This window comes from Hahella sp. KA22 (assembly GCF_004135205.1).
Classification (GTDB): domain Bacteria; phylum Pseudomonadota; class Gammaproteobacteria; order Pseudomonadales; family Oleiphilaceae; genus Hahella.
On the sequence record NZ_CP035490.1, the window covers coordinates 405592 to 420924 of the forward strand.

Below are 15333 nucleotides of genomic sequence, written 5' to 3' on the forward strand. Positions count from 1 at the left end.
AGGTTATTGATACTTCTTCAGCAAGGCGGCGTATGTGCCGTCTTCCAGCATATGCCGCAGGGTTTCTTCCATTAGCTTGAGCAATTCCGGATCTTTGGCCAGCGGCGATTTTCTGGAGATAATCAAATGGGCGGGGGTATCCGATGCGACTTTTGTCGGCAGCCCCTCTATCTTCTCCTCCAGACCCAGTTCCCGCGCCATATAATCCACTTCCAGGGCATTGCCAATCACCGCGTCAATACGCTGCGCGGCAAGCAAACGCAGATTATGACTCATGCTCTTCTCGATGACCTCAAAGCGTCCCCGTTTTTGCGCATGATCAAACTCAGAATTGATGGAAAAGCCCAGATTCTTGCCCAGTACCTTGCCGTCTAAATCCTCCAGACTGTAAAAAACGATAGGCCGCTCCGGGTTAACAAACACGCAATAGGTGCTCAGATGGATCGGCGGATCGAGAAAGATCGCATATTCTTCCCGCTCCCGTGTGCGAAAGGCGGAAAAGCCGCCATCAACGGACCCCGCCGCGATCTCATGCAGCACTCTTTTCCAAGGATAAAGCTTGATTTCGACCTTCCAGTCCAAACGACGCGCCATTTCCTGGACGATATCCACGTCAAATCCTTTGATCTGATCGCCCTCGCGCCATTCGTATGGCTTGAAGTCTTCCTGTGAAGCCAACACAACGGATATTTCCGCCGCTGACGGCCGCATCAGAAGCGCGAGCAGCCCACTAAGCACCAATACTGACAGTCTCATTTGGCCTTTTCTCCGCAATGATAATAGCGCCTTATCATCCTTTCGGCCGACCCCACCACCCCAAAAGCCTATTGTAGCTGTTTCTTTTTTAATCTATTTATATAGCAGCTTTACAAATAGTTACATATTTACAACAGACAACTTTACAACAGACAACCGGGATGTCACGAATGAGCGCATTCGACCACCGGCCGGCGGCGAGAAGAGAACAGTTATGCACGTAGTAAGCTACACCGAACCCCAACTCCCTGATTTACTGACGCTTTACGCAAAGACGCTGCTAAAGCGGGAGCTGACCTACACTCGTCTGCCCGAATTATGCGTTGAGGTTTTCGATATCACTCTTTGCCGCAGCCATCTGGAAAAATATCTGCACTTCTTTGAGTTTAGTCCGCAATATCGACAAACTGAACGCGCGCCCCTGCCGTTTCTGTATGTTTTTACCCAAAAACCCCAGTTGACCCTGCTGACCCGGCCGGAGTTTCCGCTCAAACTGCTGGGCCTGGTGCATCTGGGCGTCAAATTCATTCAACGTTTTCCGATAAACGCCCATGACAGATTGACCGTACGCGCTTATTTATCCGGCCAGGAAGAATGCGCGCATGGGCAGAGTTTCACCATCACCACGGAAATCTGGACCCGCGGTCAGGTGGCGGTGGAAATGATCAACCATTACCTGAGCAAGCGTCCCGGCAATCATCGTCCCGCCCGTAACGGACCGCGCACGCCGTTTTCCGACGCAGCCCCGGAGACGACTTTCTATTTCGGCAGCGCCGATATTCGTCGTTATGCGCGGCTGTCCGGCGATTTCAATCCGATCCACCTGTACCAGTGGACCGCGCGTCTGTGCGGCATGAAGCGCCCGATTGTGCACGGCATGTACTCCGTTGGTAAAATCATGGGGTATCTTAGCAATCAGAATGAACGTGAGATTCGTCAGGCGTCCTTTAAGTTCACCCGTCCCGTCTACGTGCCCAATGACTTATCCTTGTGGACCCACGCATTCGACAATCGCACCATGGTGACCCTGGGCAGCCGCTCCAACGCCCCCAGCGTCTCCGCCGAAATCGAATACAAACTGGGCTGAATCTGCTCCGCCGCGTCCTGCGGCGGAATTATCCTGAAAAGTATGCTACTTAATTAATAGGCGTTATTTTTGATGCGCCGCATTGCGTCAACGCCGACATAAACGGCGGAAAACGCGCAACGCCTTATTATTCCGATATATTTTGCACCCGCCGTGGAGCCTTTATTCATGTCCAGCGAAGTCAACGATCTGGAGCATACGCTGTTCGCTTTTATAGAAAGCAGCGACGAAGCTTACGCCCTCTTCAACGACCAGGATCTTCTTGTTTACTGCAACGCCGCTTTCGCCCGGCTGTTCAATGCTGAACGCGACTTTCTCGCCGGTTTCAGCTTCCGCCGTCTGGCGGAACGTTGCTACGACACCCGACAAGGGATTCACATTGAGTCCGACGACCTTGAGGGATGGTTGCGATACGCGCAGGAATTACGTCGCACGCGCCAGTTCCGCAGCTATGAAGTGGAGATCAGCGGCGGTCGCTGGTTCTTATTCTCGGAGCAGATCGACAAACAGGGCCGCATGTTGGTGCGCGCACGCGACCTCACCGCGCAGAAGCAACTGGAAGGCCGCATCAATCACGCCAACCAGAAGTTACGCCATATGGCGATGACGGACGAACTCACCCATGTCTCCAACTATCGCGGCTTTTTTGAAGCGGCGGAAGCGGAGGCGAATCGCTGCTGGCGCACCGGCGCGCCCATGACGCTGATGCTGCTGGACATGGACCATTTCAAAAAGGTCAACGACAACCACGGCTATCCGGTGGGTGACGCAATATTGCGCCGCATCGCGGAAATGACCCGGGACGCGTTGCGTGAATACGATGTGTTCGGACGTATCGCCGGCGAAGAGTTCGCGATTTTCCTCAGTCAGGCCAATGATAAGGTCGGCATGCAGATCGCTGGACGCCTCATCGAATCTATTGCCGACATGGTCTTCACCGGACCCGCGGATGGCGATGCGGAAGTGCGTGTCACCGCGTCCATCGGGCTGTGCATCGGAGAGTGCGATACGCCGTTCGAGCAGCTTTTCAAACAGGCGGAAGTAGCCTTGCAGCAGGCCAAAGATCAAGGCAGGAATCGTGTGGAGGTGTTCCACATGAAAAAAGACTGACGGGGGTTTTCCCAGAGTCAGAAAAAGGATCTGCGACCACCCGCCGTCAGTGTCGTGCGCCTTGCGCTTGTCATGAGATCGCAAAAAGGACCGCAAAACGCGCGACGACGTCAGATGGCCGCAGAAAACAGGGGGCTAGCCTCGTGTGAACGCCTCCGAGCCGGTCGCGGCGACATTATCCGCCGGCGCTTCCCAGCCGCCGCCCAGTGAGCGGTAAATTTCCACAACGCCTTTCATAATATCCGTCTCCGCCTGCATGGCGGCGTCTTCCGCCGCCAGACGGGTGCGCTCCGTGTCCAGCAGCACCAACAGGTCGATAAAACCTTCCTTGTATTGCGCCTGGGCGATTTCCTGAGCCCGTGCGCTGCTCTCCACCTGCGCCTGCAAGTGCAGATAGCGCTGTTGGCTCTGATGATAATTAACAAAGCTGAGCTGTGCGTCTTCTAACGCCCGCAAGACGGTCTGTTGATAGTCTTCCAGAGCCGCCTCATTGTGCGCTTCCGCAACGCGCACCCGCGCCTTCAGAGACGCCCAGTCGAACACCGCCCAGTTGAGAGTGGGAGCCACGGACCAGGCGCCGGACGAAGACTTCAGCAGCTCACTGCCGGAGCCGGAAATAAAGCCCAGGAAACCCGTCATTTCAACTTTGGGAAACAAATCCGCCGTAGCGACGCCAATCCTGGCGCTTGCCGACGCCAGACGACGCTCCGCGACGCGTACGTCGGGACGACGACGCAATAATTCAGCGGGGTCGCCAATCGCAAGCGTCGTCGCCACCTGCGGGATAGGCTGATAGTTCAGGTCCACCGCCAGCTTGCCCGGTTCCACGCCAGTCAGCACAGCCAGTCGATATTCATCGCGGGCGATGCGCGCCTGCAGCGGAGCCAGCGTAGCCTGCGCTCCGGCATACTGCGCCTTACTGCGCACCACATCCAGCTCAGCGCCGACTCCCGTCTTGTACTTGGCTTCCGTTAGATCCACGACGGATTTCAGATTCTCCAGATTACGCTGCGCCACTTGAATCTGCGCCTGCGCGCCGCGCAGGTCCGCATAGACGCGCACAACTTCGGCGATGATCTCCACCTGTACGTTGCGTAACGCCGCGTCGCTGGACAGCGCTTCCGCCTCGGCCGCTTCGATCAGCCGCGTGACGCGGCCGAAGAAGTCCAGGTTCCAGCTCAGGTTGCCGCCAGCGGAATATTGCTCCACTTTGGCGGCGTCAGAGAAAGTCGGCGCCGATTTGGCGCGCGAGGCGCTGTATTCCGCGCCTGCGCCGCCTTTCGGAAAGCGATCGTCGCGACTGTCGTCAAAAGCAGCGTAGGCGGCCTTCACATTGGCCCGCGCCTTGGCGATGTCATGGTTGTCAGCAAGAGCGAGGTCCACCAGTTTCTCAATACGGGGGTCGTTGAACTGCCCCCACCAGTTTTCCTCCATGCGCTGGAAGTCAAACTGCTGCTGATTGAACGTCTGCAGTTGCGCCTCAAGCTGTTCCGGAGCCTGATAATCAGGCCCCACTGTCATGCATCCCGCCATAGCAAGGGTCAATGCGGAGACCAGGAAAAACTTCGCCTTACGCATGAGCCACCTCCCCTTGCGCTTCGTCCTGCGGATCGCGCTTTTTCACCCAGCGACGAATCAGGTGATAGAACAACGGCGTCAGCAACAGTCCGAAGATCGTCACCCCGATCATTCCGGAGAATACCGCAACACCCATAGCGTGACGCATCTCTGCGCCGGCGCCGCTGGAGTACACCAATGGCGCCACGCCCATGATGAACGCCAGAGACGTCATCAGAATCGGACGCAAACGCAGGCGACAGGCTTCCAGGATCGCATCCATCAGACTGAGTCCCGCATCCTGACGCTCCTTGGCGAACTCCACGATCAGAATCGCGTTTTTGGTCGCCAGTCCCACCAGCACGATGAGACCAATCTGGGTGAAGATATTATTGTCGCCGCCGGACAGAATCACTCCGGTCATGGCAGACAATAACGTCATCGGTACGATCAGAATAATCGCCAATGGCAACGACCAGCTTTCGTACTGCGCCGCCAGCACCAGGAAGACCAGCAGAACAACCAGCGGGAAGACGAATACCGCTGTGTTGCCCGCCAGAATCTGCTGATAGGTCAGCTCGGTCCACTCGAAGGTCATGCCGTTGGGCAACTCGTCTTTGAGCAGCTTCTCAATCGCCGCCTGGGCCTGACCGGAGCTGTAGCCCGGCGCCGGCGCGCCGTTAATTTCCGCGGTAGGGTAACCGTTGTAGTGCATAACCCGGTCCGGTCCCGCCGTATGAGTGACATTCACAAAGGAACCGATGGGGATCATGTCGCCCTGGCCGTTGCGCACTTTCAAGCGGCTGATCTGGTCCGCCTCCTGACGGAAGTCATCCTCCGCCTGCACATTCACCTGATAGGTGCGGCCGAACTGGTTGTAGTCGTTCACATACAGCGAGCCCATGTAGACCTGCATGGTTTCAAACACGTCGTTCAGAGACACGTTGTGCGACTTGGCCTTCTCCCGGTCCACGTCCACGTCGATCTGCGGCACGTTGACCTGGAAGCTGCTGAACAGGCCAGTCAGTCCAGGGGTCGCCCAGGCTTTCTGTACGATGTTCTGGGTTTGCGCATACAACTCGTTGTAGCCCATGCTGGCGCGATCTTCGACCTGCAGGCGGAAACCGCCGATAGTGCCCAGCCCCATAACAGGAGGCGGCGGGAATATCGCCACAAAGGCTTCCTTGATAGCGCTGTATTCGCCATTCAACTGTCCTGCGATAGCGCCTGCGGACAGAGAGGGGTCCTTACGTTCTTCAAAAGGCTTCAGCGTCACGAATACGATGCCGCTGTTAGGGGCGTTCACAAAGCCGTTCACGGACAAACCAGGGAAAGCTACGGCGGACTCCACGCCAGGATGCTTCAGCGCGATGGCGGACATTTCCCGAATCACTTCTTCCGTACGATCCAGCGAAGCCGCGTCCGGCAACTGCGCGAAGGACACCAGATACTGCTTGTCCTGCTGCGGCACGAAGCCCACCGGCGTAGTCTGGAACTGATGGTAAGTCAGACCAATCAGACCGCCGTACACCACCAGGATCACCAGGCCGCCGCGAATGATGCGCTTCACGCCCCAGGTATAGGCATTGGAAGCCTTCGCAAAGAACTTGTTAAAAGGCGCGAACAACCAGCGTCCCAACAGGCCGTCGATCATGCGGCTCAGCAGATCTTTCTTGGCGCCGTGTGGTTTCAGCAGCACAGCGGACAACGCCGGACTCAGGGTCAGGGAGTTGATGGTCGAAATGATCGTGGAGATCGCAATGGTCAACGCAAACTGCTTATAAAACTGACCGGTCAAACCAGAAATAAACGCAGTCGGAATAAACACCGCGCTCAGCACCAGTGAGGTCGCGATAATCGGACCAGTCACTTCTTTCATGGCCTGCTTGGTGGCGTCCACCGGCGTCATGCCCAGCTCGATATTACGCTCGACGTTCTCCACCACCACGATAGCGTCATCCACCACGATGCCGATGGCCAACACCAGTCCAAACAAGGACAGCGCGTTCAGCGAGAAGCCGAACAGATACATCACTGCGAAGGTGCCCACCAGGGATACAGGCACCGCCACCAGAGGGATAATCGAGGCGCGCCAGGTTTGCAGGAACAGTACCACAACGATGACGACCAGCAGAATGGCTTCCAGCAGGGTTTGCACCACCGCTTTGATGGAGCCTTTTACGAAAACGGTAGGGTCATAAACGATGGAGTAGTCCACGCCTTCCGGAAACGACTTCTTCAATTCCGCCATAGTGGCGCGCACGTTGTCAGAAATCTCAATGGCGTTGGAGCCGGGACGCTGGAAGATCGGCAACGCCGCCGCAGGCTTGTTATTCAGCAAAGAGCGCAATGCATAAGTGCTGGAGCCCAGTTCCACACGACCGACGTCTTTAAGACGGGTCATTTCCCCATTCGGACCGACGCGGACAATGATGTTTTCAAACTCTTCCGTGGATTCCAGGCGGCCTTTCACGTTGATCAGCAACTGGAAGTCGCTGGCGCTGGGAGACGGCGGAGCCGCCAGGGTGCCCGCCGCCACCGCGCGGTTCTGTTCGCGAATGGCTTGCAGCACGTCGCTGGTGGTCAGATTCAACGCCGCCACTTTTTCCGGGTCCAGCCAGATACGCAGAGAGTAATCCCCAGCGCCGAACACACGTACTGCGCCAACGCCATCAATACGCGACAGCGCGTCTTTCACGTTCAAGGTGGCGTAGTTCGCCAGATAGAGCGTGTCGTAACGGTTATCCGGCGACACCATATGCACAACCATGGTCAGGTCCGGCGAAGATTTCTCCGTCGTAACGCCTAGTCGCTGCACTTCATTGGGCAGACGCGGCAAAGCGCGGCTGACGCGGTTCTGCACGTCCACCTGGGCTTCGTCCAGGTCGGTGCCCAGGGCGAAGGTCACCGTCAACGCCATGCGACCGTCGGAAGAGGCCTGGGAAGACATATAGAGCATGTTCTCCACGCCATTGATCTCTTGTTCCAGCGGCGAGGCGACAGTTTCTGCGATAACCTTGGGGTTGGCGCCGGGATAGGTGGCGTTCACCACCACCGTGGGCGGAACCACTTCGGGGTATTCCGTAATAGGCAGCTCGAACACCGCCAATGCGCCTGCGATAAATATCATTATCGACAGTACGCCGGCCAATATGGGCCGATGAATGAAATATTGCGACAGATTCATAACTGCTTACCTTTAGCCGCGAGGCTGTTCCAATGCGGCGTTGGGAGAGGCCTTGGCTGGTGCGGCCGCTTGCGCCGCCTCCAGACGGGCCTGCTCCGTCAAATACTTTTCCACGATCCGTTGTTGCGCATAGAAACGCTCCAGCGCGGCGGGCTCCGCCATAGCGGTTTCCTGCGGCGTCACTTCAGCGCCAGGACGCACCCGTTGCAGACCATTCACCACGATTTTCTCGCCGGACTGCAGCCCCTTGCGGATTAGACGCAAGCCGTCCACTTTCGGACCCAGCTCTACGGGACGGTAAGTCACCTTGTTATCTTCACCGAGCACCAGCACGAACTTGTTGCTCAAATCCGTGTTGATGGCGCGGTCGTTGATCAAGATGCCTTCATGACGGCCGCTGGCGATAATTCTGACGCGGGCGAACAGGCCGGGAGTGAACTCATCGTTCTGGTTATCGAATACCGCCCGACCACGAATAGTTCCTGTCTCCGGATTCACCCGGTTATCCAGGAAGTCGATGTAGCCGGTATGCGCATAGTCCTGCTCATCAGCCAGACTCATCAAGGCAGGATTATCGCCGTCGCGAGCGCTGGGACGGTCGCCCCGGGCTACCTGGTCACGGTATTTCAGATAGGTGCGTTCATCGGCGTCAAAATAGGCGTAGACCTTGTCTGTAGACACCAGCGTGGTCAGCAGACTCTGACCAGCCTGCACGTAGTTGCCTTCTGTAATCACGGCGCGGGAAACGCGACCGGCAATCGGCGCCGTCACTTTGGTGAAGCTCAGGCTCAGTTTGGCAGACTCCAGAGCCGCTCGCGTGGACTGCACCTGCGCGCGGGCCTGACTCAACTGGCTCTCACGGCTGTCTACCTGCTCCACCGAAATGGCGTTTTGCTTCTTCAGACTTTGCGCCCGCTTCATATCGCGCTCGGCAAGGTCCAGACGCGCTTCGGCGCTGGCCAGTTCCGCGTTCAAGCGGTTCACTTCCGCCTGAAAAGAGCGAGGATCGATTTCAAACAGCAGATCGCCTTTGTTGACTTGCGCGCCTTCTTCGAAGGTCACCTTATCGATGTAACCTGACACCCGCGGGCGCAACTCAACGGTTTGCGTCGCCTCCAGGCGACCGGTGAATTCGTCCCATTCCGTAACGGGCTCGCTCAGCACAGTTGCGACGTCCACCGCTGGCGGCGCCATCGCATGACCTTGCTGTTGGGGTGGTTCAGCGGGCTGACAGGCGCTCAACAGGACTGCCGCCGACACTGCCGCTCCGTATAGAATGAGAGATCTGGAAAATTTCATGACAAGCTCCTTTGACTGACAGGCGCACAATAACCGGCCTCTACTGACAACCTGCTGTCAGTAGCTCCGTTAGCGCCTCAGGTTTTTTGCGATGCTTGCATTCTGTTCGCAATCATTGATATCGTCTAATTTATATTTGATATTCGACACATCATTAATTTTTATATGAAGGCTCGATATGCGTAATATAGATCTGAATTTGCTCGTTATTTTCGACGCCATCATGACCGAGAACTCCATTAGCGGCGCGGCGGAGCGGCTTTCCATGACCCAGCCGGCGGTGTCCAATGCGGTGGCGCGTATGCGTCAGGTCTGGAACGATCCCTTGTTCGTGAAAAACGGGCGCGGCATCCAGCCCACCACCCACGCGCTCAGCCTATGGCATCAGGTGAGCGGCCCATTGATTCAACTGAAAGACGCCGTCAATCCACAAGACTTCGACCCGTCGTCAACCCGCAGACGCTTCCGCGTAGGCATGAGCGATATCACGACGGACCTGATCTGGCTGCCCATGCGCAGAATGGTGGAGACCGAAGCGCCAAACATCGACCTGCATGCGGTCCCCGCCAACGGCAATAACTCGGAAAGCATCCTGACAAATGGCGAGGTGGACCTTATCGTGGGCGTGATGCAGGAGTTTCGTACTTCGTTCCGCAATGATTTTCTGTTTGAAAGCGATTATGTGTGCGCCATGCGTAAAGACCATCCATTGGCTGCGGAACCGCTGACGCTGGAGAAATATCTCAAGGCGGATCATCTACTGGTGTCTTTAACTGGAGAAGCCACCGGTTTCGTTGACATCACTCTCAGTCAGCAGGGATTGAGTCGTCGCGTGGCGATGACGGTGAATCATTTCGCCTCCGTGCCGGCGCTGCTGGAAGGCAGCGACCTGATTTCCATCGTTCCCAATATGGTGATCGCCAAAGGCGCCAAATGCGGTTCGCTGCATGTCACCAAGCCGCCTCTGGAAATACGCCCCACCCCCGTGTCCATGATCTGGCACGCCCGCCATGACCGTGATCCCGGCGTGCTGTGGCTGAGAGAGAAGATCAAGTTTTTCACTATCGCCGAGTGGCTTAAATACCTGCCAAGCTGTTGTCCGCAGGTGTGTCACTTACATCAATGGGAAGATGAAAAAGAAGAAGAGAGAAAAGCGATTATGGACTGACCGCGCAGGCGGCCAGTCCAATAAGCGTTACTTATCGGAAGGCACAAACACCAGTTTGCCCGGCGCCACTTTCAAATCCATATTGGTCAGAGACATGAACTGTCCCGCCAGATTGGCGTCATCCAGGCGGTACACTGGCATGGTTTCCAGCATTTGCGCCAGGAAGCGCATGGCGTTGTCCGTCACGGGCTTGAAATCGCCCTTGAAGTAAGGGGAGTCAATACGGCTGTCCAGCAAGCGCAGGCGACGGATATACACCGCTTTCTCCTGGCTGTTGTAATAGGGCGCGCCTTCTACTTTCAGGAAAACGCCAACCGGCAGTTTCGCCATCAGCGCGTTGACCGCGACTTCTCCGTTCAGCTCCAACACTGCAACATCACGACCTTCCGGCCCCAGAGTGACATCCACTTTATCCAGCGCCAATGACAATGGCGACCCGGATTCCAGTTGCTGGCGGTCATAGCGACTCACCTGCTCCTGCATGTAACTCTCCAGTGTGGCCTCGCTGATGCTGAAAGGCGATAACGCCGCACAACCGCTCAACAGAGACATCAAAACCAAAATCGGTAAAAACAGTTTTTTCATGTGGATTATTTCCAGAGTTCTTTGTCGTCCATCCTGCAATATGCCGACGCGGGGGGCAATAGCGTATATCCGCGTCATCCGCAGGGAGAAGAATCAGTCCGGGATCAAACGCTTGCCCATACTGATGGACTGATCCTCCAAATAGCCCAAAGCAGTATAAAACCCGATGGCGGCCAGATTATCCTTACGAATCTGTAAGTTTATTTTCGGACACCCCAACGCCAGCAAACGCTTCTGCAGCGCATCCATCAATGCGCGCCCCCAGCCCGAACCCTGATATTGAGGGTCCACCGCCAAGTAGTTCACCCAGCCGCGATGTCCCTCATAACCGCCCATCACAGTCGCCACCGGACGTCCACGCCACTCTCCCACTAGGAACAAATCGGCGCCGACCTCGAGTTTACGGTGAATGTCTTTGCGCGGATCGTTCCAGGGACGCACCAAGCCGCACTTTTCCCACAAAACGACGACCTCGTGTTCGTCTTTCCACTGGAAAGTTCTTATTATCAGTTCAGACTCATTACTGGTTACCATGACCAAACGTCTCCGCCAGGAATTGAACATGGCGCTTAAAACAACATAATCAGCAGCGGTATGCAAAACTTAAGGCTCGCGTGGACTTATAAAATCAGTCGCAGCATCGTCAGAGCGCTGGCTTACAGGCTGGCCCTGACCGAGGTGGATCTGCAGCGCTATCTCACCGCGCACTTCCCAATTGAAACCAGAAAATACCTGTTAGGAGTCAGGCTGCATGATCCCTGGGTGCGCCTGGACGACACCCGCAATCGCATCGCCGTCGGAGCAAGGGTGGAGTTGCTGCTTCCCGGCGGCTTTATCTCCACTGGAGTCGTGGAGATGGAGGGCGTTCTCTCCTACTCGCCGCAGGAAGGCGCATTTTATCTCTTCGACCCGCAAATCACCGATCTACAACTACATCCCATCCCCGGCCGCTACCTCAAACCGGCCCGCGCCGCCGTGCGTATTGCGCTATCCCGTTATGTCGCCGGCGCTCCTGTTTTCCAGTTCCGCATGGACAGCCTGCGCCACCGACTGGCGCGCGCCCTGGTGAAGAACGTCGAGGTGCGTCGCGGCAAGCTGCGCGTGCGTTTTCGCGCCTCACGACAAAACTACGAGACCTGAGTCAGCGGCGCCTAGTCTATACAGGTGATACATAGTCTCAAATTCACCGCTATATTGATTTGCAGGCCAAGCCGATAAGACCCTGACATAGACCCCTGAACCTAAGACATTCGACCGAATTGAAGGCATGCAGAGGTGGATGTATGGTTTATTATCTGAACACCAATAAATATAAAGGAGCAGCGGGAGCGCAGTCCCCTCTCGCCTTGGTGCACAGCCGACGGGGAGCAATCAGTACAACCAAGAAAAAGCTCTCTTTAAATAAAACAATCTCATGCAATGGAATCGACAATGAAACTGTGCAAAAAACCCCTGCTTGTAGGGATGATGACCGGACTGACGTTCGCCGCCAATGTCTACGCCAGCGGTCCCGACAATATTGAATCCTACCGTAGCATTACCGCAAAAATCGTGGGCGGAGAAGAAGCGTCTGAAGGCGAATTCCCGTTCATGGTGTACCTGCAGTACAACGGCGGACAATGGTGCGGCGCATCCGTAGTCAGCGACTACTATGTGCTCACCGCCGCACACTGTACATCCGGACGCTCCGCCAGCAGCTTCAAGGCGGTTGTTGGTCTGCACCGTCAGAACGACATGAGCGACGCCCAGGTCATTCAGGTGACGGAAGTCATCAACCACCCAGGCTATAACTCCAACACCATGCAAAACGATATTGCGCTGCTGAAAGTCGCGCAAAAAATCGACGAGAAATACACCCGCATCACCTTGGGAGCGCCCAACGACATCTATGACGGCCTCACGACCACAGTCATCGGCTGGGGGGATACGTCCGAAGGCGGCAATTCTCCCAACGCCCTGCAGAAAGTAGACGTGCCGGTCGTGTCTCTGGATGAATGTCGCAGCGCCTACGGCAGCAGCAATATTCATGATCATAACGTCTGCGCAGGCCTCAAGCAGGGCGGCAAAGACTCCTGTCAGGGCGACTCCGGCGGCCCCTTGTTTATCAACCAGGCCGGAGAATTCCGGCAATTGGGCGTTGTCAGCTGGGGCGACGGTTGTGCGCGACCGAACAAATATGGCGTCTATACAGCGGTCCCCAGCTTCGCCAGCTGGATCAACTCTCATACTGGCGGGGATGACGGTGGAGACGACGGCGGCGATAACGGCGACGCCACCAGTCTGAGCAACGGCAAAGCCCTGACTGACCTGAGCGGTTCCGCCGGCAGCTCGAAATACTATGTGCTGGATGTGCCCACCGGCGCCAGCGACATTTCCTTCAAGATTGCAGGCGGCTCCGGCGACGCGGACCTGTATGTGAAGGCGGGCGCGAAGCCGACTTCCTCCAGCTATGACTGCCGTCCCTACAAAAACGGCAATGATGAAACCTGCTCTGACCTGCCTGTTAAGCCCGGCAAATACTACGTCATGTTGCAGGGCTACAGCGCCTACAGCGGGCTGAGCCTGACTGGTTCATACAGCGGCGGCGGTGATGACGGCGGCGACAATGGAGACGGCAGCGAAGGCAATGGCGTTGAAAGTGGCCTGAGCGGCGGTTCTGGCGAATGGCTGCATTTCAGCGACGTCATTCCAGAAGGCGTATCCACACTGACCGTTAAGATGTCCGGCGGCAGCGGCGACGCGGACTTGTACGTGCGCAAGGGCAGACAGCCCAGCGGCAGTCGTTTCCAGTGTCGTCCCTATAAAGACGGCAACAACGAGTCCTGCGTCATTCCTAACCCTTCAGCTGGCGAATGGTTCATGAGCCTGCGTGGTTACACTGACTTCAGCGGCGTCACACTGGAGTGGACTTCTCAATAAACTCTCTCAGGCGGCGCCCAAGCGCCGCCTTTTCACCTCCATCCCTCATGTTAACGCCCTGTTCCGATACCCAAGTTTGCAGGAGGAAAACAACCGTCCGCCCCTGCGTCGCCACGTTTCAGGTAGTTCAAAAGGCGTAGTTAATAAAAATTAACAAAATTAATGTTTTAGCAAAACCCAGCAACCACGCGCCCTCTCGGGCAGAACGCCTAAAAAACAAACAGTCACGGTAATTTACGCCAATTGGCGGAAGCGGGCCTCACGCCTACCCTGTATCCTCTCTTTTCAAGAGACGGGTAAATCGCCCGTTACACGACATCGTAAAAAATCTAAAAAAAGCGTGGAAATTGATGAAGCACTTTCAAGATAAAGTAGTTAGATCTCTAGTGACTGGCGCAGCGCTGGCGCTGAGTAATTCCGCCCTGGCGGCAGGTTTCCAACTTGTGGAGCACAGCGCGTCAGGTATGGGCCGGGCATACGCCGGCGAAGCAGCAATCGCCGATGACGCCAGTGTGCTGGCGGCCAACCCGGCGGCAATGTCGCTGATCGAAAAAACCACATTCAGCGGCGCATTGAGTTATATCGATCCTAACGTTGAGGTTGATGGTGAAAGAAGCTTCACAGCATTCCCTCTACCCTCTCGCGATGCAGGCAAGGACAGTGCAGCGCCTAGCGCTTTAGTCCCTGCAGTTTATTTCGTTCACCCTCTTAATGATCAAGTAACTGTCGGTATCGGCGCATTCTCAAATTTTGGATTGGAGACTGATTACGGCGACGGTTTTGGCGCTAGCGATATCGCCAATAAAACCAGCATCACTACCGTCAATATCAATCCCAGCATCGCTTACAAGCTGAGCGACCAATTCAGCCTGGGCTTTGGTATTAACTACGTAAGAGCCGAGGCGGAGCTTTTATCTACTGTTCCTGATGGGGTTCCTGGATTGGCTCGAGCCAAAAACGTAGACCTTTCCGGCGACGGCGATGCTTGGGGCTGGAATGCAGGCGTACTTTGGAACCTCAGCCAGAATACCCGCTTGGGCCTGGCGTATCGCTCCAAGTTGTCTATCAAACTGGAAGGTGACATTAAGTCCGACACAATCCTCGCATTTAACGACAGCGGTTCGTTAACTGTAGATTTGCCCGACATTACTGAGCTGTCTCTTTTCCAGCGTATAAACGACCAGTTCGCCGTTCACGCCAGCGTCACTTACATGGGCTGGGAAAACTTCGATAACCTGGAAGTCAAACTGAACAGCGGTGTTGACAAGGTACTGAAAGAAGAAAACTGGGACGATTCCATCCGCTATGCCCTCGGCGCAACTTATGATGTCGATAGCAACCTGACGTTGAGAGCAGGTCTGGCCCTCGACGAAACGCCTGTGGCGGAAGAGAATCGCAGCCTGAGCATCCCTGATGCAGACCGTATGTGGTACAGCATCGGAGCGACCTACAGAGTTAATGCTAATCTGAGCGTAGACGCAGGTTATACCCATCTGAACGGCGACAAGGTTTACCTGTCTGAAGAGTCCACTTTAGGTGAGTTCAACGGCTCCTCCGAAGGCGACGCCAACCTGTACTCCGTACAGTTGAACTGGGTATTGTAATCCCTTCCTTCAAAGCGCCTGTCTCACAGGCGCTTTACCTCTTTCTCTCTTTCCTCTCTCG

The 15333-nt window shown here is 55.9% G+C and carries 12 protein-coding genes; 6 read left to right on the forward strand and 6 right to left on the reverse strand.

The genetic code is table 11. From position 1 onward, the window contains the following. Positions 1-3: 3 nt before the first annotated feature. On the reverse strand, positions 4-756 hold the full coding sequence (locus EUZ85_RS01875; protein ID WP_127974261.1) for an ABC transporter substrate-binding protein: 753 nt from the start codon (positions 754-756) through the stop codon (positions 4-6). 214 nt (positions 757-970) lie between these two features. On the opposite strand from EUZ85_RS01875, the gene EUZ85_RS01880 reads away from it, so the two are divergent. Continuing rightward, the gene (locus tag EUZ85_RS01880; protein ID WP_127974262.1) at positions 971-1843 is read left to right on the forward strand and encodes a MaoC/PaaZ C-terminal domain-containing protein; all 873 of its coding nucleotides are present in this window, start codon (positions 971-973) and stop codon (positions 1841-1843) included. A gap of 168 nt (positions 1844-2011) precedes the next feature. Then, positions 2012-2953 (forward strand): GGDEF domain-containing protein, encoded by a 942-nt coding sequence (locus EUZ85_RS01885; protein ID WP_127974263.1) that lies wholly within the window; start codon positions 2012-2014, stop codon positions 2951-2953. Between the two features lie 135 nt (positions 2954-3088). On the opposite strand, the gene EUZ85_RS01890 is transcribed toward EUZ85_RS01885, so the two are convergent. The 3 genes from EUZ85_RS01890 to EUZ85_RS01900 are packed head-to-tail and all read right to left on the reverse strand — an operon-like array spanning position 3089 to position 8996. Beyond that, positions 3089-4531, reverse strand: a complete 1443-nt coding sequence (locus EUZ85_RS01890; protein ID WP_127974264.1) for an efflux transporter outer membrane subunit — start codon at positions 4529-4531, stop codon at positions 3089-3091. Further along, positions 4524-7697, reverse strand: a complete 3174-nt coding sequence (locus tag EUZ85_RS01895) for an efflux RND transporter permease subunit (RefSeq protein ID WP_127974265.1) — start codon at positions 7695-7697, stop codon at positions 4524-4526. The genes EUZ85_RS01890 and EUZ85_RS01895 overlap by 8 nt, the downstream gene beginning before the upstream one ends. Before the next feature lie 12 nt (positions 7698-7709). Further along, positions 7710-8996, reverse strand: a complete 1287-nt coding sequence (locus tag EUZ85_RS01900) for an efflux RND transporter periplasmic adaptor subunit (protein WP_127974266.1) — start codon at positions 8994-8996, stop codon at positions 7710-7712. Positions 8997-9174: 178 nt separating this feature from the next. On the opposite strand from EUZ85_RS01900, the gene EUZ85_RS01905 reads away from it, so the two are divergent. After that, positions 9175-10164, forward strand: a complete 990-nt coding sequence (locus tag EUZ85_RS01905) for a LysR family transcriptional regulator (protein WP_127974267.1) — start codon at positions 9175-9177, stop codon at positions 10162-10164. A 27-nt stretch (positions 10165-10191) separates the two neighbouring features. On the opposite strand, the gene EUZ85_RS01910 is transcribed toward EUZ85_RS01905, so the two are convergent. Then, positions 10192-10749 (reverse strand): DUF1439 domain-containing protein, encoded by a 558-nt coding sequence (locus EUZ85_RS01910; RefSeq protein ID WP_127974268.1) that lies wholly within the window; start codon positions 10747-10749, stop codon positions 10192-10194. 93 nt (positions 10750-10842) lie between these two features. Then, positions 10843-11283 carry a GNAT family acetyltransferase gene (locus EUZ85_RS01915; RefSeq protein WP_127974269.1) on the reverse strand — a complete coding sequence of 147 codons (441 nt, stop codon included), beginning with the start codon at positions 11281-11283 and terminating at the stop codon, positions 10843-10845. A 60-nt stretch (positions 11284-11343) separates the two neighbouring features. Here EUZ85_RS01915 and EUZ85_RS01920 point away from each other — a divergent pair, with 60 nt between their 5' ends. The 3 genes from EUZ85_RS01920 to EUZ85_RS01930 all read left to right on the forward strand — a co-directional run bounded on the left by EUZ85_RS01920 (position 11344) and on the right by EUZ85_RS01930 (position 15272). Next, entirely contained in the window at positions 11344-11889 is a 546-nt protein-coding gene (locus EUZ85_RS01920) for a DUF1439 domain-containing protein (RefSeq protein ID WP_127974270.1), read from the forward strand. Positions 11890-12180: 291 nt separating this feature from the next. Continuing rightward, positions 12181-13668, forward strand: a complete 1488-nt coding sequence (locus EUZ85_RS01925; protein WP_127974271.1) for a trypsin-like serine protease — start codon at positions 12181-12183, stop codon at positions 13666-13668. 350 nt (positions 13669-14018) lie between these two features. After that, positions 14019-15272, forward strand: a complete 1254-nt coding sequence (locus EUZ85_RS01930; RefSeq protein WP_127974272.1) for an OmpP1/FadL family transporter — start codon at positions 14019-14021, stop codon at positions 15270-15272. Positions 15273-15333 lie beyond the last annotated feature (61 nt).